Source organism: Microbacterium sp. EST19A (assembly GCF_019969685.1).
Taxonomy (GTDB): domain Bacteria; phylum Actinomycetota; class Actinomycetes; order Actinomycetales; family Microbacteriaceae; genus Microbacterium.
Window position 1 is genome coordinate 723673 of record NZ_JAHXYZ010000001.1, and the last position, 20609, is coordinate 744281.

Sequence of the window (20609 nt, forward strand, 5' to 3'; positions counted from 1 at the left end):
TCTCGGGGCCTCTGCGCCGCGGATCGCGGCCGAGATTGGGTACCGTAAACGAGTGACCGCTTCAGATCCCGCCGACGAGGCGACGGGCGTCGTCGGCGACGGCGCCCCTCCGGAGGCCGCGCCCGACTCCGAGCGCGCCGCTCTGCCGTTCGGGATGGATGCCGCGACGCGCACCCCTGAGCAGGGCTCCGGCTTCGCCGCCGATGCCCTCTTCGCCGGAGATGCCCCACCGCCGGCATCGGCCGTCGCCCCCGCCCTCCCGGCGTCAGCGCTCGCCGTCGATGCACTCTTCGCGGCCGAGACCACGCCGGTCTCGACAGCGCCCACGACAGCGCCCACGACGACGGAGACGACGCCGCTCCCGGCAGCGCCGCTCGAGAACGCGCCCTCCGCGACGGAGCCTCCGCTGTTCAAGCCTCGTCCCGATGCACCTGTCGCGGCGACTCCGGCCGCGACGGCGACGGCGGTCTACGATCCGATGGCGATCCTCCAGGAGCCCCCCGCGCAGTGGGCCGACGAAGAGGTCACCGCGACAGCGCTCACCTGGGTCGACACGACGACCGTCGCACAGCACACCGCGGTCGCGACACTCGACGACAACGCCGAGGCCGAGAGCGCCGACGGACTCATGCGGGGCGCCCGGCTGCGCCCCGCGATCGCGCGTCCCGTTCTTCTGGTGCCGCTCGTCGCGCTCGCCGGGCTGATCGCCGCGTACGCGGGGACGACGCTGCTGTGGCCGCTGCATGAGGTTCCTCCGGCCGTGCAGGCGATCGAATTCGACACCGTCCCCGCTGCGGCGGCGACCATCACCTGGCCCGCGCAGGGCAGCGCGGCCGTGGGAATCGCCGGTGTGAGCACCGCGGCATCCGCTGCGAACGCCGTGAGCATCGCGAGCATCACCAAGGTCGTCAGCAGCCTGATGGTGCTCGATCGGATGCCCCTCGCCGTGGGCGAGCAGGGCCCGGAGTTCCGGTTCGACCGCGCCGACAGCGCCGAGTACTGGCAGTATCGCCGCTCGGACCAGTCGGCTCTGGATGTGCCGGTGAACGGCGTGCTCACCGAGTACCAGCTGCTCCAGGGCACGCTGATGGGCTCGGCGAACAACTACATCGACCGGCTGTCGTCCGAGATCTGGGGGTCGAACGATCAGTTCGCGGATGCTGCGGCCGTGTGGCTGCGTGAGCGCGGGCTCACCGGCATCACCGTGGTCACGCCCTCCGGCTTCGACGAGGGCAACGTGGCGACTCCCGAGGCGCTGGTCGCTCTCGCCGAGTACGCGATGAAGAACCCGGTCTTCGCACAGATCGTCGGTACGCCGTCGGTGGACCTCCCCGGTGCCGGCACCGTCGTCAACACCAACGGGATGCTCGCCGATCCCGGCGTCGTCGGCATCAAGACCGGCACGCTCGTGGGGTGGAACCTGCTGACGGCGAAGGACATCGCGATCGGCGACACCACCGTGCACCTCTTCGCCGCGGTGCTGGATCAGGCCGACGACGAGCAGCGCCTCGCGGCGACGCGTGCGCTCTTCGCCGAGACCGAGGCCGCGTTGACGGCGCAGGGCCCTGCGGTCGCCAAGGGCACGGTCGTCGGCGAGGTGACGACCGTGTGGGGCGAGAAGGTCGATGTCGTCACCGACGACGACGCGACGGTGGTGCTCTGGAACGGGGCGCTCGCCACGGCCGCGGCCTCGTTCGAGCTGGGCGACGAACGCGAGGAGGGCGGCGAGGTCGGCACGCTCACCACGTCCGGCCCGCTCGACTCGGTGACGACTCCCCTGGCTCTCGCGGAGGATGTCGAAGGACCGAGCCCGTGGTGGCGTCTGACGCATCCGCTCGAGCTGCTCGGCATCAACGCCGACAAGTCCTGACAGCTGGAACTCCTCTCTCCGACGACGACGCCCCACCCCGAGGATTCGGGATGGGGCGTCGTGCCGTGCGAGAGGTCAGGCCCGGCGACCGGAGTCGCCGGCACCGTCTTCCATCAGGCGCTGAGCGGCTGCGGCCTCGGCCGTCGGCGACTGCGCTCCGACCGACGCTCCGGCCACGGCGTCATCCGCCTCGGCCCGGGCGCTGTCTTCTGCGTCATCCGCGTCGCCGGCCACGACGACCGGAGTCGTCCCGGTGAGCGCGTCTTCCGCATCGATGTCGGTCGCCGCCTGCTCGAACTGCGACTGGTACAGGCGCCAGTAGGCTCCCTGCGCGGTGATGAGCTCGTCGTGCGTGCCCTTCTCCACGATGTCGCCGTGCTCCATCACGAGGATGAGGTCGGCGTCACGGATGGTGGACAGGCGGTGCGCGATCACGAACGACGTGCGTCCCTGACGGAGCGCGGCCATCGCGTGCTGCAGCAGCAGCTCGGTGCGGGTGTCGACCGCCGACGTCGCCTCATCGAGGATGAGGATCGACGGCTGAGCGACGAAAGCCCGGGCGATGGTGATGAGCTGACGCTCACCCGCCGACACGTTCGCGGCATCCTCGTCGAGCACGGTGTCGTACCCCTCGGGGAGGGCATGCACGAACCGGTCGACATAGGTCGCCTTGGCGGCAGCGAGAACCTCTTCGTCGGTCGCGGTGGAGCGACCGTACCGGATGTTCTCGCGGATGCTGCCCGCGAACAGCCACGGGTCCTGCAGCACCATCCCGGTGCGGGACCGCAGCTCATCGCGGGTCGCCTCGGCGATGTCCTGCCCGTCGAGCTTGATGCGTCCGCCGCTGAGCTCGTAGAAGCGCATGATCAGGTTGACGAGCGTGGTCTTGCCGGCGCCGGTCGGGCCGACGATCGCGACCGTCTGGCCCGGCTCCACCCGGAACGACAGATCCTTGATCAGCGGACGCTCGGGCGTGTACGAGAACGCGACGTTCTCGAACTCGATGACGCCCTTGCCCTCGACCAGCTCGGGAGCGTCAGCACTGTCTGCCTCCTGCTCATCGGCGTCGAGCAGCTCGAACACCCGCTCGGCGGATGCCGTGCCCGACTGGACCACCGCCGCCATGCCACCCAGATCGGAGAGCGGCTGCGTGAACTGCTGCGAGTACTGGATGAACGCCTGCACGTCGCCGAGACGGAGCTGGCCGTTCGCGACCATCAGACCGCCGAGCACCGCGATGCCCACGTAGCTGAGGTTTCCCACGAACATCATCGCCGGCATGATGATGCCGGAGAGGAACTGCGCCCGGAAGCTCGCCTGGAAGAGCTCTTCGTTCTCGACCTGGAACTTGTCCAGCGCGTCCTTCTCACGGCCGAACACCTTCACCAGCGCGTGCCCGGAGAACGCCTCTTCGACCCGTGCGTTCAGTCGGCCGACCTTGCGCCACTGCGTGCCGAACGCCTTCTGCGAACGCGGACCGATGACACCGAAGATCACCGCCATGAGCGGCAGGGTGATGAGGGCGACGAGGGCGAGCTGCCACGAGATCGAGAACATCATGATCAGCACACCGATCACGGTCAGCACCGAGGTCAGCGCGCCCGAGAGCGACTGCTGCATGGTCTGGGTGATGTTGTCGATGTCGTTCGTGACGCGCGAGATCAGCTCACCGCGCTGCACCTTGTCGAAGTACGACAGGGGCAGGCGGTTGATCTTCGCCTCGACCGACTCGCGCAGGCGCCACATCGTGCGCACCATGATCACGTTGATGACGTAACCCTGGATCCAGGTCAGGAAGGCTGCGGCCACGTAGATCGCGAGGACCGCGGCGATGACGAGTCGCAGGGCGTCGAAATCAACGCCCTGGCCGACCGTGAAGTCACCCAGCGCACCGACCTGGTTCGCGAAGTCGTCCTGGCCGGAGCCGCGCAGCGCCTCGATGACCACATCCTGCGGGGTGCCGGCCGGGAAGCCGGGGAAATCTCCGTTCGGCTGGCCGAGCTGGATCGAGATGAACCCCTTGTAGACGAGGTTCGTCGCCTCGGCGAGCACCTTGGGTGCGGCGACCGTCAGGACCACGCCGAGCGCGCCGAGGACGGACACGAAGACGAACCAGATCGCCGACGGCTTCAGCAGCCCGATCATGCGCGCGAAGCTCGGCCCGAAGTTGTCGGCCTTGCCCGGAGCGACGCTGTCCCAGTCGCCGGAGTTCTGACGGGCCTGCTCCGCGAGCTCGGCCTCGTACTTCTCCTCCGCGGTCAGTTCGACCTCGGCCACGGGGGCAGCAGCCTTGCCGCGACGGCCACGCGTGACCTTGCTCTGTTCGTTGTTCTGCTCGCTCATGCGTCCACCCCCAGCTGCGACTCGACGATCTCTCGGTAGGTGTCGCTCGTCTCGAGCAGCTGCTCGTGCGTGCCGACGCCGACCATGGTGCCGCCGTCGAGGACGACGATGCGATCGGCATCCGTGATCGACGACACGCGCTGGGCGACCACGATCTTCGTGACGTGCGGAAGCTCCCGCCACAGCGCCTGCCGCAGGCGGGCATCCGTCGTCAGGTCGAGAGCCGAGAACGAGTCGTCGAAGACCAGGACCTTCGGCTGGTGCACGATCGCGCGGGCGATCGCGAGCCGCTGGCGCTGTCCGCCGGACACATTCGTGCCGCCCTGGGCGATGCGCGACTCGAGTCCGTCGGGCATCTCCTCGACGAAGTCGCGACCCTGCGCGATCTCGAGCGCGTGCCAGAGCTCTTCGTCGGTCGCCTCCTCGCGCCCGTAGCGCAGGTTCGACGCGACGGTGCCGGTGAAGAGGAACGGACGCTGCGGAACCAGACCGATACTGTCCCACAGCGCCTCGACGTCGGCTTCGCGCACATCCGTGCCGCCCACGTGCACGGAACCGCCCGAGACGTCGAACAGACGAGGGATGAGGGAGATGAGTGTCGTCTTGCCCGAGCCGGTGGATCCGACGATCGCGACCGTCTCTCCCGGCTCCGCGCCGAAGCTGATGCCCTTGAGCACCGGGGAGTCCGCGCCGGGGTAGGTGAACTCGACATCGTCGAGCACCACGGATCCGGGAACCGGGAACTCGGTGACGCCGTTCTCGGGGCGGACCAGCGTGGAGTCGGAGTCGAGCACCTCGCCGATGCGCTCGGCCGAGACGGCGGCGCGCGGGATCATCATCGCCATGAAGCTCGCCATGATGACGCCGCCCATGATCTGACCGATGTACTGCATGAAGGCGAACAGCGTGCCGACCTGCACCGTGCCGTTGTTGACCTCGATGCCGCCGAACCAGATGACCGAGACGACCGTGACGTTGAGGATGAGCATGAACAGCGGGAAGAGCAGCACGAACAGCGAGCCGACCTTGCGCCCGACGACCATGATGTCGGTGTTGGCGCCGCGGAAGCGCTCCTCTTCGATGCCCTCGCGCACGAACGCGCGCACGACACGGACGCCGGTGAGCTGCTCGCGCATGATGCGGTTGACGTTGTCGAGCTTGCCCTGGTAGCTGCGGAACAGCGGGACCATGCGGCCGATGACGAGCGCGGCGAGGATCAGCAGCAGCGGCACGGAGACCGCGATGAGCCAGCTGAGGGTCACCTCGGTGCGCACGGCGAAGATGATGCCGCCGATCGCGAGCAGCGGCGCGGTGACGAGCATGGTCGCGCCCATCATGGCCAGCATCTGCACCTGCTGCACGTCGTTCGTGTTGCGGGTGATGAGCGATCCGGCGCCGAACACCGAGACCTCGCGTTCGGAGAAGCCGCTGACCTTGCCGAACACATCGGCGCGGATGTCGCGGCCGGCACCCATCGCCGCGCGTGCGGCGAAGAAGGTGGCGGTGACCGAGGCGATGATCTGCCCCAACGACACCACGAGCATGAAGAGGCCGGTGCTCCAGATGTAACCCGTGTCGCCCTGGGCGATGCCCTTGTTGATGATGTCGGCGTTGAGGCTCGGGAGGTAGAGGGTCGCGGCGACGCTGGCGAGCTGGAACACCAGCACGCCGAGGAGCAGCCACTTATAGCGAGACAGATAGCGGAAGAGAATTTTTCCCAGCACAGGCGCACTTTCTAGGAAGGATGGATCGGCGGGTTTCTCGGCAGACGGATGCCGACCGACAACCGGCCACAAGACAGAGTGCCACGAACTGCGGACATTCGTATCCCCCTGTGGGAGGACCTTCGCTGACAGCGAACCTTTTCAGCCACGGCCTGCGGTTTCTGAACTCGGGTGAAGAACGGCGGGTCCATGCAGCGGAATCTATTTGTACTCCCGTAATGGTACAACTTGTGATAGACATGCGGTACAAACAGATGGGACTCTCCATGCCGATCATCACGGCCTTCTTCTCGATGCCCTGGGTCTCGCTGATCGTCGCGGCGATCATCGCGGTCGGCATCACCGTCACTCCTGCGTGGAACGCTCGGCGGGCGAGCCGCGAGCGACTCGTCCCGACCGCCGGCCTCGTCGCGCGCTACTCGCCGGAGCATCGCACGCTCGGGATCACGGCGATCGTCGTCATCGTGGCCTTCGTCGCCGAGAACCTGATCTCCGGCTACGCTCTCGACCTCGCCGACGTCGTCGCCTGGTGGCGATACCCGATGCCGATGATCACGGCATCCGTCGGCGTCGGCATCTTGTTGGCGATCATCGCAACGAGGGGCAGCGCCCCTGTGGAGCAGCCCGTCATCTCCGCTCGTCGCACGTGGCTGACCTTCAGCGCTCGGACCGGATCCGTGGGAGCCGGCCTCACGCTGCTCGCTCTCTCGACGATCACCATCTTGGCCGGCCTCGCATCGTCGAACATCGGCGACGGTCCCTACGTCTTCCTCGAGATCGAAGTCCCGAACGAGACGATCGATCCGATCCGGCCATGGTTCTACGGATGGGCATACGGCGTTCCCGTACTCATCTGCACGGCCGCTCTCATCGCCGTGACCGTGGGTGCGCTGCACGCCAACGCATCCCGCTCCTTCATGCGCCCGCAGACCGTCATCGCCGAGCAGCGCCAACGTCGCGCTGTCGCGACGGGCATCACTCGGATCTCTACGTCTGCGGCCCTGCTCACGCTTGCAGGGGCAGTGAGGTTCATCGCCGACGCCGGGTCCGTCGCCGGTCTCACCATCCAGGGCGATCTCCGGAGTGATTCGTATACGGCGTATTGGCGATACGGAGAGGTCGCGGCCGTCGGAGGCGCCGTGTCTCCGCTGCTGGAGATCGCCGCCTTCGTCCTTCTGCTCCTGGTGACCGCGCAGCTCTACCCGTCGGGATGCATCGCCCAGCCGTCCGTCGACGCCGAGAGCCACGCGGAACGCGAGACCGCGCAGTGAATCCGCGTCCGAGGCTGGCGCCTGCCGACGAGGCGAACCCGGCGCTCGATATCTACCGGCAGCTGCGCGGCATCATCGTCTCCGGGCAACTGGGTGCGGGCGAGCGTCTGCCGACGGTCCGCCAGATGGCGAGCGACCTCGGCGTCGCTCCCGGAACGGCCGCGCGCGCGTACAAGATGCTCGAAGGAGAAGGGCTCGTGATCTCGCGCACGGCCGCAGGCACTCGGGTCGCCGAGTCGGCCGGAGTCCTCCCGGCCTCGGTGATCCGACTCATCCGTGATCTCGTCGACGAAGCCGATTCCGTGGCCGCCGATCCCGACGACGTCGTGGACGTGCTCCGCGCGATCTGGCAGGCGGGTTCACACGGCGAGGCTCTCCATGACGAATAGCTCGTTCATGCCACCGCGCCGATAGAGAACCTCAGAAGAGCGGCCGCTCCGGCACATAGTCGCGCGCGCCGGCGCCGGCATCCGCGTCGAGCTCCGCCAGCGTCGGCGGGTCCCACTTCGGGTTGCGGTCCTTGTCCACCACCTGTGCGCGGATGCCCTCGACGAGGTCCGGATGCTGGTTCACGAACCAGAGCACGCGCCGGTACTCGCCTTCCAGCGCCGCGCGCAGGTTCGGCAGGTCCCGCGCCTCGCGCACCGCGTCGAGGGTGACGACGAGGCCGGTCGGCGCGAGCCCCTCGAGGAGGTCGGCGGTGGCGGCGGCATCCGTCGTCCCCTGCGCCTGCAGCCGCTCGATGATCTGGACCACGGTCGGTGCGGAGAAGGCGTCGTCGATCCACTCCTGGGAGGCCGGGAGCTGCGACGGGTCGGGCGTCTCGTCGAAGAGCAGCACGATCTCGCTGGGACCGGTCGGGTCGGCGCGGTAGGCGAGCGCCTCGCGCAGTGCGTCGAGCCGGTCGGACGGCACGTAGTGGTCGGCGAACCCGAGGTGCACGGCATCCGCTCCGTCCATGGTCGAGCCGGTCAGGGCGAAGTACTCGCCGAACCGGCCGGGTGCCCGCCCCAGCAGCCAGGTGCCACCCACGTCGGGAGTGAACCCGATGCGCGTCTCGGGCATCGCCAGCTTGGAGCGCTCGGTGACGATGCGGATGGCGGCGTGGCCGGCGAGGCCGATGCCCCCGCCCATCGTGATGCCGTCGGCGATCGAGACGACGGGCTTCGGGTACTCCGCGATCATCGCGTTCAGCGCGTACTCGGCACGGAAGAACTCGGCGGACTGATCGGCGTGGCCGGACGTGATCTGCTGGTGCAGGGCGCGGACATCACCGCCCGCGCACATCCCGCGTTCGCCCGCTCCGTCGATCAGGATGATCTGCACGTCGGTGTCGTCGACCCAGGCGGTGAGCGCCTCGGTGAGCAGATCGATCATGCCGGGATCGAGGGCGTTGATCGCTTCGGGACGGTTCAGAGTGAGACGTCCGAGTGCGCCTTCCTTGCGGACGAGGACGCGGGGCGCGGCGATGGTGTCTGTCACGCGTGCCACGTTACCCGTTCGCCGCGGGGTCCGAATCCGCACGAAATACGCGATCCGGGCGCTTTTCCGGCAGGATAGGGGGAACTGTTCACTGCAAGGAGAGGTCGCGGATGCCCGACGGACAGGTGCTCGAGTTCACGAACGTGACGAAGCGCTTCAATGAGGTGACCGCTGTCTCCGATTTCTCGGCACGTGTCGAGCCCGGGGCCGTCACCGCCTTCCTCGGCCCGAACGGAGCAGGCAAGACCACCACCCTTCGCATCCTGCTCGGTCAGGTGCGAGCCACTTCCGGAACCGCCACCATCGGCGGCACGGCTTACGCGGAGCTGCGTCAGCCGCTGCGCACGATCGGCTCGGTGCTGGAGGAGACGGTCTACCGCCCCCGTCGCACCGCGAGCCGGCAGCTGACGATCGCCGCGAAGGCCAACGGCATCCCGCTCGCCCGCGTCGACGAGGTGCTCGGCATGGTCGGGCTCGACGGCGAGGGCGACTCCCGCATCGGCGGCTTCTCCCTCGGCATGCGTCAGCGTCTCAGCGTCGCCAACGCCCTGCTCGGCGACCCCGGCGCTCTCGTGTTCGACGAGCCCGCCAACGGCCTCGACCCGGAGGGCATCCGCTGGATGCGCCTCCTGATGCGGCGGCTGGCCGATGAGGGGCGCACCGTGCTCGTGTCGTCGCACCTGCTCAGCGAGATCGAGCAGGTCGCCGACAACGTCCTGGTGCTCTCCAAGGGTCACCTCGTCCTCGCCAGCGGCATCGAGACTCTCGCCGACCCGAAGGGCGGCTCCGTCGTGGTGGACGCCGCGGACCGCGCGGCCCTCACGACCGCACTCTCCGCCGCCGGGTTCGACGTCGAGGTGCTGCGCTCCGGCCTCACCGTCCGCGGCGGAGACGCCGGGACCGTGGGCGCCGTGGCCGCGGAGGCCGGCATCGCGCTGAGCACGCTCGTACAGCGCGGCCCGACGCTGGAAGACGTCTTCATCGAACTCGTGCGCGGTGGCAAGCTCGGCCCGCGCGCCGAGGCCGCCGCCTCGCAGCTCGTGACGCCGGGGGCAGTGGCCGCCGGTGCGGTCGCCGCCGGTGCGGTGACCGGGTTGGAACTGGCCGGGGTCGACCTGGCCGGCGCCCCCGAGACTTCGGTCGACGAGGATGCGCCCGCGGAAGACGAGGCTTCGGTCGACGAGGATGCGCCGACGGAAGACGAGGGCGCGCCTGCGGAAGATGCTGCCGACGACGATTCGGCCGAAGGTGCCGCTGACGACGCATCGGTCGACGATGACGCCGTCGCAACCGACGGAGATGCCGACGAGCAGACGACCGTCGAGGTGAGCCTCGTCGAGACGCTCGCCGCGGAGGACGCCCCTGACGCGCAGAGCGACGGCGAGACCGATGTCGAGGAGAGCAGCGTCGAGGCGGCATCCGACGAGGTTCCGGCATCCGACGAGGCGCACGACGGAGACGAGAGCGCTTCCGACGACGCTTCCCACGACGCGACTGAGGACGACGTCGCCCCGACCCGTTCGTTCGACGAGATCCTGTTCGGCTCCTCGGGCGCGACGGCGTCGGAGGCCGCGGCTTCGGACGGCCCGTCCGACGCCGGCACTGAGGAGCAGGCCGAGGAGGATCACGCCGGCGTCGAGTTCTTCACCGAGCTCGGAGATGCGGATGCCGCCGGCGAAGCCCCGTCTGACGGCGACGCCGCGTCCGACGGCGAAGCCCCGTCTGACGGCGACGCCGCGGAGGGCGAGCCGGAGGGCGACGCCGAGCTCGAAGGAGAGGCCGAAGAGCCTGCATCGGCCGAGCACGAGGGCGACGCGGCGGAGCAGAACTCCGACGACGATGATCCCCGATCGGCCGCCGTCAGCTCGATGCTCGCCGCCGCTGCCCGCGCGTACTACGAGGACGAGCCGAAGGACTACCCGCAGGATCAGTCTTCCTCCGACGACGGGCCGCACTGGAGCATCGCCTCGACCGGAGTGATCGACACCGTCCCGGGTGCAGACGCTCCCGAGGGTGAGCACGAAGCGGATGTCGCTGATGAGGGCGAGCACCGCGACGAGACCGCCGAGCAGGGCGAGAACCACGAGCACGACGGACACAACCACGAGCACGGGGACAACCACGAGCACGGGGACAACCACGAGCACGGGGACAACCACGAGCACGGGGACGACCACGAGCACGGGGATCACCACCACGGCTGAGCCCGTCCGCTGACGACAAAGCCCTCCGCACCCGTAGGTGGCGGAGGGCTTTGTCGTCGGTCGGGGGTCAGGCGGGGCGCGGACGGATCACCGGGCGCCGACTGCCCTTGGAGACGGGGGTCGGTGCGGTCGCGACGATCTCTTCGACGTCTGCGGGTTCGGTCGACACGTCGAGTCGCAGGGCCTGCGTGAGCGCGAGGCCGTGCCGCGTGCTGAGGATCAGCCGGCCGTACTGGTCATCGCCCTCGAGGTCGATCACGACCCCCGGACGACGACGGCGGATGAGCACGAAGTCGAGGCTGCCTGCGGCCTTCCAGCTGCCGGCGGCGAGCACGCCGGGAATATGCGTCCCGGGGTTCGGCACGCCGCGGAGCCACGTCCACGCATCCTCGGTGAGCTGCACCTTCGTGATGTGGTCGCGCACGATCCGCACGTTGCTGCGGTGGAAGGTGGCGGCACGCTCGAGCGGCGAGAGCACGACCTCCAGTTGCGTCTGGTCAAGCAGCAACGTCACCATGCTCCCAGTCTGCCAGCGCGGCCCTCCCAGTTGTCTGGAAGTTGCTCACAGGAACGCAACGATCCATTGTGGATTCGACTCAATCGGGCGAAATCTTTACTTGCACATTCGAACATATGTTCTATGCTAGAGGCATGAGCTTCCCCGTCGAGAACAGCATCGAGCACCGTCAGGCGCTGCTCGATGCCTGGGTGGAGAAGCGCCGGCAGATCGCGGTGCTCGAAGCGGAGTCCTCGGGGCTCATCGCCGACCGCATGCGGGTGCTCGATGCCGACGTGCGTGAGCACCCGCATCACCGAGAGGCGATCCATCGCTCGATGATCGCCGAGTACTCCGCCGCCGGTCGCATCGCAAAGGGCAGCGTCGAGTACGCGTTCTCCGACGCCTGCCTCCTCGATTCCGATCACCCGGCGGTGCAGGAATCGTTCCGGCGCGGAGACATCACCGCCGCCCACGTGCGCGAGATCGTTCGGGCGGGCATGATCGTCCGGCTCGCCGTGCGCGAAGGGCGGGTGGATGCCGAGACGCTGAGCCTCTACGACGCCGCGGCCCTCGAGATCGCGGAGCACGACTCCCCCGGTCGCACCCGGGCGATGGTGCGACAGATCGCCGCATCGCTGGCCGGAGAGACGCTTGTCGAGCGCCACCGGCGTGCGCGCGGCGAGCGAACGGTCACGATGCGCTCACTCGATGACGGGCTCGCGCTGCTGCAGGTCGTGCTGCCGGGGCATCTCGCCTCCGCCGTCCTCGATCGGCTGACGCGCCTGGCTCAGCACGTGATCGCCACACGTGACGAGCGCGACCCGGTACTGTCCTCCGACGCCCTCGACCTGGGTGACGACGCGGTGTTCCTGCATGACCTGGCTCCCGACGACGCGCTCCGCGATGACCCCGTGCTCAATGACCACCACATCGACCGTGACCCTCTCGACGCGCACACCATCTTCAGCGACGACACGTTCACGACCGACCCGTGCATCGAGCATGTTCCGGCCGACGACCGAACGATCGACGAGGTCCGGGCCGACCTGCTCACCGATCTGCTGCTCGCCGGCGACCCCTCCGCGGTGAGCGGGACCGGGCTCGACGCCATCCAGGCGCGTGTCCAGGTCACAGTCGCAGCGACCACCCTCGCCGGCGCCGATAACCTGCCTGCCGAGCTCGACGGGTTCGGGCCTCTGCATCCTGACGTCGCCCGAGACCTCGCCGCGCGCACGGGCGGATGGTCTCGCCTGCTCCTCGACCACGACGGCATGGTGACCTCGACGGACGCCTACGCTCCGACCGAGGCGATGCGTCGACATCTGAGAGCCCGCGATCAGCACTGCCGGTTCCCGGGCTGTCGCATGCCGGTCCACCGCTGCCAGATCGACCACAACCACGATCACGCCCGCGGCGGCCCGACGTCGAACGACAACCTCGCGCACCTGTGCGTGGGGCACCACGCGCTCAAGCATCCCGACATCGACGACCGGTACCGGTGGAGCGCCCGGCAGCTTCCCGGCGGAGACATCGAGTGGACGAGCCCCCTCGGACGCACCTACACCGATGCCGCACCGCGCCGCGTCATGTTCGTCTGAGAAACAGACCGCGTTCGGCGCGACCCAGCGCCCTGGGCGCGACCAGCGCCCTAAGCGCGAGCAGACGCCGCCGCGGCTGCAGCGACGGGAAGCGCGGCTTCGATGAGCTCGAGCTCCTCGTCACCGTGCGCGGCCGTGAGGAACCACGCCTCGAACACGCTCGGGGGCAGCGCCACGCCCTGCTCGCGCAGAGAGTGGAAGAACGGCGCATACCGGAACGACTCCTGCGCCTGCGCCTCCGCATAGTCACGCGGTGCGGACGCACGGAACGACGCGCTGAACAGGCTGCCCGCACTCGCCACGGCGTGCGTGACCCCGGCATCCGTCAGGGCATGGTCGAGAGCCGAGGCGACGCGAGCGGATGCCGCATCCACGGCCGCGTACACCTCAGGAGTGGCAAGGCGCAGCGTCGCGAGCCCTGCCGCGACCGACAGCGGATTGCCGGAGAGGGTCCCCGCCTGGTACACCGGGCCGAGCGGCGCGAGCAGGTCCATGACCTCGGCGCGACCACCGAGCGCGGCCAGCGGCATCCCTCCGCCGACGACCTTGCCGAACGTGAAGATGTCCGGCAGGTAGTCCTCACCGGCGGCGGCCTGCAGACCCCAGTATCCGGCCGGGTGCACGCGGAATCCGGTGAGCACCTCGTCGAGGATCATGAGGGCGCCGTGGGAGTGCGCGGTCTCCGCGATGAGCCGGTTGAATCCCGGCAGCGGAGCGACCACACCCATGTTCGCGGCCGCGGCCTCGACGATGACCGCCGCGATCCGCGGACCGTGCTCGGCGAACACCGCCGCGAGGGCTTCCGGATCGTTGTACCGGATCACGAGAGTCTGCGCCGCGATCGGCGCCGGGACGCCGGCCGATCCCGGAAGCGCGAGCGTCGCGACGCCCGAGCCCGCCTCGGCGAGCAGGCCGTCGGAGTGGCCGTGGTAGTTGCCCGCGAACTTCACCAGCAGATCACGACCGGTCGTGCCTCGCGCCAACCGGATCGCCGTCATCGTCGCCTCGGTGCCCGTCGACACCAGGCGCACGCGCTCGATCGGACGGATCTCACCGAAGCGCACGCGATCAGCGATCAGTGCGGCGAGCTCCACCTCGCCCTCGGTCGGAGCACCGAACGACAGCCCGCGGGTCGCGGCCTCCTGCACGGCGGCGACGACCTCCGGATGCGCGTGGCCCAGCAGAGCAGGCCCCCACGACGCGACCAGATCGACGTACGAGCGGCCCGCGGCATCCGTGACCCGCGCACCCGACGCCGACGCGAGGAACCGCGGCGTTCCACCCACCGATCCGTACGCGCGCACCGGCGAGTTGACCCCGCCGGGGATCACAGCCCGGGCAGCGGAGAACAGGTCGTCATTGCGGTCGTTCATCAGGGCCCTTCGAGAGGAGACGCGCGACGTCAGTCGCGCAGCCAGCGCGCGGCCTCGGTCGCCCAGTAGGTCAGGACGGCGTCGGCACCCGCACGGCGGATGGAGAGAAGTGATTCGAGCACGGCCGCACGGCGGTCGATCCAGCCGTTGGCGGCAGCGGCCTCGACCATCGCGTACTCGCCCGACACCTGGTATGCCCACACCGGAATATGGACGGTGTCGCGCACTTCGCGCAGCACATCCAGGAACGACATCGCAGGCTTCACCATCACGATGTCCGCCCCCTCGGCTTCGTCGACCACGGCCTCGCGCACACCCTCACGACGGTTGCCGGGATCGAGCTGGTAGGTGCGACGGTCGCCCGTGAGCTGCGAGTCGACGGCCTCGCGGAAAGGGCCGTAGAACGCGCTCGCGTACTTCGCCGCGTAGGCCAGCAGCAGAGTGTCGGTGAAACCCTCGGCATCCAGAGCGGCACGGATCACGGCGACCTGGCCGTCCATCATGCCGGAGAGGCCCAGCAGCTGAGAGCCCGCCCGCGCCTGGGCGAGCGCCATCGAGGCGTAGCGCTCGAGCGTCGCGTCGTTGTCGACCGAGCCGTCGGCGGCGAGCACGCCGCAGTGACCGTGATCGGTGAACTCGTCGAGGCAGAGATCCGTCTGCACGACGAGGGCGTCGCCGACCTCTGCGGCCAGAGCCTCGGTCGCGACGTTCAGGATGCCGCGCGGATCATCGGCGCCGGACCCGCGCGCATCGCGCACCGCGGGCACACCGAACAGCATGACTCCGCCGACACCGGCCTCGGCCGCCTCGACGGCGGTGGCGCGCAGGGAATCGATCGAATGCTGTGCGACACCCGGCATCGATCCGATGGCGACGGGCTCCGTGAGCCCTTCGCGCACGAACAGGGGCAGCACGAGCTGACGCGGCTCCAGCGACGTCTCACGGACCAGGTCGCGGACGGCGCGCGACTGACGCAGCCGCCTCAGGCGGATCTCCGGGAAGCTCACGGCGCGAACTCGTCAGCCGCGTGCGGAAGAGTGAAGTGCGAGACCGCGTCGATGAGCGCGTCGACCGTCTGCCGGTCAGCGACCACGGACACCGGCAGGCCGGCCTTGAGGGCGTCGCGCGCGGTCCGCGGACCGATCGCCGCGAGCAGAGTCTCATCCGGGATCTCGGGGAACTGCTCGCGCACCTGCTCGGCGACAGAGCCGCTCGTGATCAGGATCGCATTGATGCGCCCGTTCTCGACATCGCGGCGAATGCGCTCCGTGACCGGAACACCGACAGTGCGATACGCGACGACGCTCGCGACATCGTGCCCGGCATTCGAGAGCTGGACGCTGAGAACGGGCTTCGCGATCTCGCTGCGCAGCGCGAGGATGCGGCGCGGCTGCGTCTCCAGGGCGATGAGCTGTTCGGCCATCCCCTCGGCGGAGTTGTCCTGCTCCGGCACCAGCGCGACCTCGTAGCCGACCGCCTGGAGGGCGGCAGCCGTCGTCTCGCCCACGGCGGCGATCCTCGTCGTGCGGGGAACGACCGCGCGATGCGCGAACAGCACGTCGACGGTCGTGGCGCTCGTGACCGTCAGCCAGTCGAATGCGCCGGCGGCCAGCTGCGCCAGTGCAGTGTCGAGCGCCGCCTGGTCATTGGTCGGGGCGAAGTTGATGAGGGGTGCGACGACCGGCACCGCGCCCTGGGCGCGGAGGCTCGCGGCGACGCCGTCGCCCCACGGCCCGCCACGGGGCACGAGGATGCGCCAGCCGTACAGCGGTAGGTCCTGCTTCGAATCGGATGTCATAGGGATTGCTCTCGGGGAACGAGGCCAGCCGCCCCTTGATCGAGCAGCCGACGGGCAACAGTGAACCCGAGCTCGCGCGCTGCGTGCATCGGGTCTGCACCATCGGCAGCATCCGCTCCATTGCCACTGCCGTTCCGACGAATATACTCCCCGTTCAGGTCCTCCGTGACGTCGAGGCCGATCCGGCGGCCTCCGTCGGGGGCGTAGACGACCGTCCTGACGCGGATCGAGGGGCCTTCGACCACAGCGTGTGCGGCCATCGGCGCCTGGCATCCGGCGTCCAGTCCCTGCAGCACCGCACGCTCGACGGTGATGGCCAGACGCGTCTCCTCGTCATCCAGCGCAGCGAGCGCGGCGAGCAGTTCCGCCGGAGCATCCGTCTTCGTCTCCACGGCCAGCGATCCCTGTCCGGGAGCGGTCGGCCACTCGGCGAGACCGAGCTCCTCCCGCCGCAGGCGCGACTCCGCGCCGAGCCGCGACAGGCCGGCGGCCGCGAGGATCACGGCATCCAGCTCACCCGACGCGACACGCGCCAGCCGGGAATCGACGTTCCCGCGGATGTCGACCACCTCGGCGTACGGAGCGCGACGACGCACCTGGGCGATGCGCCGGGGAGATCCGGTGCCCACCGTGCTGCCGGAGCGAAGTTCGTGCAGCGGGATGCCGAGACGGGTGAGCACCACATCGCGGGCGTCCTCCCGCTTCGGGGTCGCCGCGATCACGAGCCCGTCGGGGATGGCGGTCGGCAGATCCTTCAGCGAATGCACGAGGAGGTCGCACTCGCCGGCGAACAGCGCTTCCCGCAGCCGCGTGGCGAAGATTCCCTGCCCGCCGATCTCGGAGAGCGACGCGCGGTTCGTGTCGCCCTCGCTGGTGATCGTGACGAGCTCGACCGGGCGCCCCGACACCTTCTCGAGGGCCGCGGCGACGTGACCGGACTGCGCCTGCGCGAGCGCGCTGCGCCGGGTTCCCAGGCGGATCGGGGTGCTCATCGACCGACCTACTGCAGCACGTCCGCGATCTCGTCGAAGCGCAGGCGGCGCCCCGTGTAGAAGGGCACCTCCTCCTTCACGTAGAGACGCGCGTCGGTGTAGCGGAGGTCGCGCATGAGGTCGACGAGGTCGGTGACGTCGTCGGCTTCGAGCGGCAGCAGCCACTCGTAGTCGCCCAGCGCGAACGCGGCGACGGTGTTCGCGATGACGCCCGTGAAGGCCGCACCCTTGCGCCCGTGATCGGCGAGCATCTTGCGACGCTCCTCCTCAGGGGCGAGGTACCACTCCGGGGTGCGCACGAACGGGTAGAGGCAGAGCCAGTCCTTGGGCTCGACGCCGCGCAGGAACCCGGGCACATGCGCGCGGTTGAACTCCGCATCACGATGCACGCCCATGACGTTCCACACCGGGAGAAGCGACCGCAGCAGCTCGGTGCGGCGCAGCCGACGGAGCGCACGCTGCAGCTCTTCGGCGGTCTTGCCGTGCAGCCAGACCATCAGGTCGGCGTCGGCCTTCAGCCCCGAGACGTCGTAGAAACCGCGGACGGTGACGCCGGAGTCCTCGACGTACGAGACGATCGTCTCGAGTTCGGTCGAGTCGGACTCGGTGACGGGCACATCGGGATTGCGTCGCCACACGGCCCAGAGGGTGAATCCGGACGGGTTCTCTTCGAGCGCTTCGGACATGTCTCCAGTCTGCCCCCTTTGCCGAGGCCCCGCGAACGCGGGACTCAGCGGGAGACCGCGCGAGCGATGACCCAGACGAGTCCGCCGACGGCCGCCGCGATGCCGATCACGGCCGCAGCCGCGCCGATCGGGTTGCGGTCGGCGAAGACGCGGGCCTTCGCGATTCCTCGCGTCGACGCCTTCTCGATACGGCGAGGGATGTTGCCCTTGACCTCGATCGCGGCGAGCGCCGCCTTCAGCTCGGCGCGCGCCGAGTCCCGGGGATCGACGATGCCGGCCGGGACGACGGTGCGCGGCACCAGCGAGTCAGAATTCGTCATCTCCGGCCTCCTTCACGATGCGGATGTCCTCGGCGACCGCCTGCGCGGGATTCTGCCGACGGAGGACCTTGCGGAACTTGAGGATGCCGAGCAGAGCGAACAGCAGGACGGCGAGGAGCAGGATGCCGAACACGACGATCGCCGACAACCAGACGGGCCACCACGACGAGAGCCCGGCGATCGCGAAGACGAGGATCACCGGCACGGCCCAGAAGAGGAAGAACAGCGCGACGAGGAACCAGACGGAACCGATCCCGGCGTCTTTCGCGGTCTTCGAGATCCACGCCTTGGCGGAGTCGATCTCGGCTTTGACGAGGTTGGTGACGAGTTCGGGCAGGTCGCCGAGCAGCGTCAGCAGACTGTCGTCGGCACGATCCCGGAATCCGCGAGGCATCTCAGGCGCCGGGCTTCTTCGGAGCAGGCTTCTTCGCTGCCGAGGTGCTGCTCGAAGAGCTCTTGGCTGCGGAGGCCTTCGCCTTGACGTCTTCGACCGCGTCGTCGGTGGCATCGGCCACCTCTTCGGCCGCTTCCTTGCCCGAGGCGATCACAGCGTCGAGCTTCTGGCCCGGGGAGCCGTTGCCCTTGACGGACTTGACGACCTTCACCGCGCCGGTCCAGAGCGCGCCGGGGACGGCCGCTGCCTTGTCACCGACGAAATCCTTGACCATCTCGACCCGTTCCTGCACGGGGTCGGTGTGGTAGAGCTTGAGCCACTGCGTCTTGATCTGCTCATAGCGTTCGCGCCCGGCACGAGTGCCCAGGACGTAGCCGACGCCGAGTCCTACGACGAGTCCGATCTTCCCCTTCATGGGGTCTCCTCACGTTGTTCGAGTCCTGCGGGTCAGGTACACAGCGTAACCCCGTATGCCGGATTCGGCATCTACACGGCCCAGGGGTTGACACACGGCGTCTCGTCACTCCCACAACAGCGTGCGCCGCAGACGATCGGCCTCGTCCTTCGCATCCGGGATCACCTGCGCGAGGCCCGTTCCGGCCAGCCACGCGCCCACCGCGGCGAGTCCGGGCACGGCCTGGAGTGCCGCACGCGCCGCCTCTCGACGCTCTCCCGAGCCGATGATGGAGGCGGGCTGCGACTGCACGTACCGCGCCCGGTGCGCAGCGAGGAGTGCTCCCGGCGCGAGAGCGACCCCCAGCAGCGCCGACGCCTCTCGCAGCGCGAGTTCTGCGGCCTGGTCGTCGTCGAGGCCCGCCGTCGCGGCCGGTTCCCCCTGTGCGCCGAACGAGACCCGTACGATCTCCCGGTCTCCGGCCGCCTCGCGCACCCAGCCCCACTTCGCGGTGGAGTGCGTGAGCGCCTTGGCCGTGTGGCTTCCCGGCACCGTCAGCACTCCGGTGCCGCGAGGAGCAGGACGCAGAGCCGGGGCGTCGAGCAGCAGCGTCACGACCTCGATCTCCGGCGACGACGACGGCTCCGCGTGCGCGAGTGCCGGGACGCTGCTCGTGAGAAGCGCCCGCGCGGCCGCCTCGGCCGTGGCCACGATGACGGCGTCGGCGGTGAACGACACGGAATCGTCGGCATCCTCGCCGGCATCGGGGTCGGACTCTCCGGCATCGGGGTCGGACTCGATCTCGCCGACGACCGTCCACCCGGCATCCGTCTTCTGCGCGCTCCGGACGCGCACGCCGGTACGGACCTCGGCGCCGAGCCGGTGCAGATCCTCCACGAGGGCGTCGACCAGCACGCTCATCCCTCCGGACAGGCCCTCGACCGCGGCGCCCGGAGTCTTCGCGGCGCTCTGGGCGGCATCGCGCAGCGCGCCCACGGCGCCGGAGAGCGATCCGACGCGGGTGAGCGCGGCGTTCAGGCCGGGAGCAGCGACGTCGACGTCGACATCGTCGGGCGACGCGGAGTACACCCCGGTCGTCACCGGCGCGACGAGACGGTCACGGACCTTCGCCCCCATGCGCGAGGCCACGAGCTTTCCCAGGCTCAGCTGGTGCCCGATCGTCAGCGGCGGGCGCACGCGGTCGAGGTACGCACGCCAGGCACCCGACCAGCCGATCACGCGGCGCACGTCCTCCTGGAACGGATTCGCGGGGATGCCGAGGATCCCGCCGACCGGGAGCGGAGCTGCGCCGATGCCGGGGATGCCGGCCAGCCACGCACCACCCGCGTCGGGCGCGACGATCCGATCGGTCAGGCCCAGGTCGGCCAGCAGCGCGCGCACGTGCCCGCCCCTGGTCGCGAAGCTCTCCGCGCCCGCGTCGACCACGACGCCGTCGAGTGCTGCCCGGCGGATCGCGCCTCCGACGGCATCCGTCTCTTCGAGCAGGGTGACCTGCATGCCGACCTTCGCGCACTCGCGAGCGGCGATCAGCCCGCCGATGCCTCCGCCGACGACCACGACGTGCGTATCGGCGGCGCGGGCGGCGAGGGCGGAGGGTTCGCGGGCGGAGTCGGCGGTCATACCGTCGATTCTCCCATCGG

Annotated in this window: 18 protein-coding genes; 5 read left to right on the forward strand and 13 right to left on the reverse strand. The window is 69.4% G+C overall.

Features of this window, described 5'->3' with window-relative positions; genetic code table 11:
- The first annotated feature begins 52 nt into the window (after positions 1-52).
- Positions 53-1870, forward strand: a complete 1818-nt coding sequence (locus tag LC452_RS03635; protein ID WP_223622661.1) for a D-alanyl-D-alanine carboxypeptidase family protein — start codon at positions 53-55, stop codon at positions 1868-1870.
- A gap of 75 nt (positions 1871-1945) precedes the next feature.
- Here LC452_RS03635 and LC452_RS03640 read toward each other — a convergent pair whose 3' ends face one another.
- Positions 1946-4213: an ABC transporter ATP-binding protein gene (locus LC452_RS03640; RefSeq protein ID WP_223622662.1), complete on the reverse strand. Its 2268-nt coding sequence runs from the start codon at positions 4211-4213 to the stop codon at positions 1946-1948.
- Positions 4210-5937, reverse strand: a complete 1728-nt coding sequence (locus tag LC452_RS03645; protein ID WP_223622663.1) for an ABC transporter ATP-binding protein — start codon at positions 5935-5937, stop codon at positions 4210-4212. Before LC452_RS03645 ends, LC452_RS03640 begins: the two co-directional genes overlap by 4 nt.
- 266 nt (positions 5938-6203) lie before the next feature.
- Between LC452_RS03645 and LC452_RS03650 the strand changes: the two genes are divergently transcribed.
- Together LC452_RS03650 and LC452_RS03655 are read left to right on the forward strand one after the other, a co-directional pair.
- Complete coding sequence (locus LC452_RS03650; protein WP_223622664.1) at positions 6204-7208, forward strand: hypothetical protein; 1005 nt, start codon at positions 6204-6206, stop codon at positions 7206-7208.
- On the forward strand, positions 7205-7597 hold the full coding sequence (locus LC452_RS03655; protein ID WP_223622665.1) for a GntR family transcriptional regulator: 393 nt from the start codon (positions 7205-7207) through the stop codon (positions 7595-7597). Before LC452_RS03650 ends, LC452_RS03655 begins: the two co-directional genes overlap by 4 nt.
- Before the next feature lie 31 nt (positions 7598-7628).
- Here LC452_RS03655 and LC452_RS03660 read toward each other — a convergent pair whose 3' ends face one another.
- Positions 7629-8690: an enoyl-CoA hydratase/isomerase family protein gene (locus LC452_RS03660; RefSeq protein ID WP_223622666.1), complete on the reverse strand. Its 1062-nt coding sequence runs from the start codon at positions 8688-8690 to the stop codon at positions 7629-7631.
- Positions 8691-8800: 110 nt separating this feature from the next.
- Here LC452_RS03660 and LC452_RS03665 point away from each other — a divergent pair, with 110 nt between their 5' ends.
- On the forward strand, positions 8801-10894 hold the full coding sequence (locus LC452_RS03665) for an ATP-binding cassette domain-containing protein (RefSeq protein WP_223622667.1): 2094 nt from the start codon (positions 8801-8803) through the stop codon (positions 10892-10894).
- Between the two features lie 67 nt (positions 10895-10961).
- Here the strand turns inward: LC452_RS03665 and LC452_RS03670 are convergent, their stop codons facing one another.
- Entirely contained in the window at positions 10962-11411 is a 450-nt protein-coding gene (locus LC452_RS03670) for a hypothetical protein (RefSeq protein ID WP_223622668.1), read from the reverse strand.
- A 134-nt stretch (positions 11412-11545) separates the two neighbouring features.
- Here LC452_RS03670 and LC452_RS03675 point away from each other — a divergent pair, with 134 nt between their 5' ends.
- Positions 11546-12991, forward strand: coding sequence for an HNH endonuclease signature motif containing protein (locus tag LC452_RS03675; RefSeq protein WP_223622669.1), 1446 nt, complete (start codon positions 11546-11548; stop codon positions 12989-12991).
- Positions 12992-13041: 50 nt separating this feature from the next.
- Here LC452_RS03675 and LC452_RS03680 read toward each other — a convergent pair whose 3' ends face one another.
- From LC452_RS03680 to LC452_RS03720, 9 genes are all read right to left on the reverse strand, one after another.
- On the reverse strand, positions 13042-14364 hold the full coding sequence (locus LC452_RS03680; RefSeq protein ID WP_223622670.1) for a glutamate-1-semialdehyde 2,1-aminomutase: 1323 nt from the start codon (positions 14362-14364) through the stop codon (positions 13042-13044).
- Between the two features lie 29 nt (positions 14365-14393).
- On the reverse strand, positions 14394-15371 hold the full coding sequence (gene hemB, locus LC452_RS03685; protein ID WP_223622671.1) for a porphobilinogen synthase: 978 nt from the start codon (positions 15369-15371) through the stop codon (positions 14394-14396).
- Complete coding sequence (locus LC452_RS03690) at positions 15368-16162, reverse strand: uroporphyrinogen-III synthase (protein WP_223622672.1); 795 nt, start codon at positions 16160-16162, stop codon at positions 15368-15370. Before LC452_RS03690 ends, hemB begins: the two co-directional genes overlap by 4 nt.
- On the reverse strand, positions 16159-17154 hold the full coding sequence (gene hemC / locus LC452_RS03695) for a hydroxymethylbilane synthase (protein WP_223622673.1): 996 nt from the start codon (positions 17152-17154) through the stop codon (positions 16159-16161). Before hemC ends, LC452_RS03690 begins: the two co-directional genes overlap by 4 nt.
- An 8-nt stretch (positions 17155-17162) precedes the next feature.
- Entirely contained in the window at positions 17163-17840 is a 678-nt protein-coding gene (hemQ, locus tag LC452_RS03700; protein WP_223622674.1) for a hydrogen peroxide-dependent heme synthase, read from the reverse strand.
- 44 nt (positions 17841-17884) lie between these two features.
- On the reverse strand, positions 17885-18160 hold the full coding sequence (locus LC452_RS03705; RefSeq protein ID WP_223622675.1) for a hypothetical protein: 276 nt from the start codon (positions 18158-18160) through the stop codon (positions 17885-17887).
- Positions 18147-18554 (reverse strand): phage holin family protein, encoded by a 408-nt coding sequence (locus LC452_RS03710; protein WP_223622676.1) that lies wholly within the window; start codon positions 18552-18554, stop codon positions 18147-18149. The genes LC452_RS03705 and LC452_RS03710 overlap by 14 nt, the downstream gene beginning before the upstream one ends.
- A 1-nt stretch (position 18555) precedes the next feature.
- Positions 18556-18969 (reverse strand): hypothetical protein, encoded by a 414-nt coding sequence (locus tag LC452_RS03715; RefSeq protein WP_223622677.1) that lies wholly within the window; start codon positions 18967-18969, stop codon positions 18556-18558.
- A gap of 105 nt (positions 18970-19074) precedes the next feature.
- On the reverse strand, positions 19075-20589 hold the full coding sequence (locus tag LC452_RS03720) for an NAD(P)/FAD-dependent oxidoreductase (RefSeq protein WP_223622678.1): 1515 nt from the start codon (positions 20587-20589) through the stop codon (positions 19075-19077).
- Between the last annotated feature and the right edge of the window lie 20 nt (positions 20590-20609).